At 58.1% G+C, this 987-nt stretch carries 2 protein-coding genes and 1 pseudogene; all 3 read right to left on the reverse strand.

Annotated features, from left to right (window positions below):
* Positions 1-208: 208 nt before the first annotated feature.
* Positions 209-427 (reverse strand): BRO-N domain-containing protein, encoded by a 219-nt coding sequence (locus tag CEF10_RS17300; protein ID WP_232796563.1) that lies wholly within the window; start codon positions 425-427, stop codon positions 209-211.
* An 83-nt stretch (positions 428-510) separates the two neighbouring features.
* Positions 511-660, reverse strand: a pseudogene (locus CEF10_RS17490) (BRO-N domain-containing protein); the annotation flags it as partial.
* A gap of 155 nt (positions 661-815) precedes the next feature.
* Positions 816-987 (reverse strand): transposase domain-containing protein (locus tag CEF10_RS16680; protein WP_198586230.1); only part of this gene is annotated, 172 nt, incomplete at its 5' end.

Below are 987 nucleotides of genomic sequence, written 5' to 3' on the forward strand. Positions count from 1 at the left end.
TTGGCGGCAGGCCACCCGCGGTGGTCTACTGGCACGAAAATGAAATCAACCAACCCGATGAACAGGTACAACGAGTAGCTTAAATGACGCCAAATCCTGTCCAAGAGATGGGGAGTTGCTCAGTAGAGATACCCGAGATCGAACAGGTCACGCTTCGTCTGGTGGGTGTTCACGCCTTCCATATGATGGTGCAGCGTGCGCCTCGACCTCAGTGACCATGTCGGACACCACGTCCAACTTGCTTCTGCTTGTCATCGAGCTTCTTCTTAAGCATCTCCAGCGCCTTGACGGCCAGAGCGTCAACGTCTTCCTCGGTTTCGACGTTCTCTTCGTCCCGGACGTAGCCGCCGTCCTTGCGGATCGCGGGAAGCACGGTGCCGACGACCCAATCCTCGAATGCCTCAGCCGCCGGGAGATGGGACCGCATGACCAATCGGTAGACATCCGCTCGGGGATGATGGTTACTGCCTGAGTACCGCCAGCAGCAGGGAGTCGGTGTTTTACCGACCCCTTGCAATGCGCGGTGATAGCATCGGCAGGGCGGTTGTACTTGAGAACTTGCGCAACATCCTTGGCGACGAACCAAGGCTCGCCGTCGATCTCGATCATTCGGACGTTTTTGCCGTGGAAGTCGAAGAGTGTCAGTTCGTTGTTTGCCATAGGTAGTTTCCTTTCCAGTTGTCGGAGAAAGGCAGGGAAGACCCAGACGATTATCCAGGCCACCTTGCATAGGGTCAGGCGAGAAGAAGTCGCTCTCCATAACCTCGTTGATGTCCAGATCGCCGTAACCGCTCGGTTTGAACCGCCTTGCAGCCTCAGGCGGCGGCGTTTTCGCGGGTGGCCTCCGTGGTCGGCGTCCAGTTCCACGGCAGGAGCTCGTCGAGGCGGTTGATCTTGTGATCGTGGATGCGGTCAAGGACATCGGCCAGGTAGGCTTGCGGGTCGAGGTCGTTCATCTTGGCCGTCTCGATGAGCGTCATGGCGCGG

Origin of the sequence: Roseovarius salinarum, assembly GCF_002834145.1 — a bacterium.
Classification (GTDB): domain Bacteria; phylum Pseudomonadota; class Alphaproteobacteria; order Rhodobacterales; family Rhodobacteraceae; genus Roseovarius; species Roseovarius salinarum.

Bases quoted from the DNA above. Each gene is read 5' to 3' on its own strand.
- CEF10_RS17300 (WP_232796563.1), bottom strand. From the start codon at position 427: ATGCGGTCCCATCTCCCGGCGGCTGAGGCATTCGAGGATTGGGTCGTC.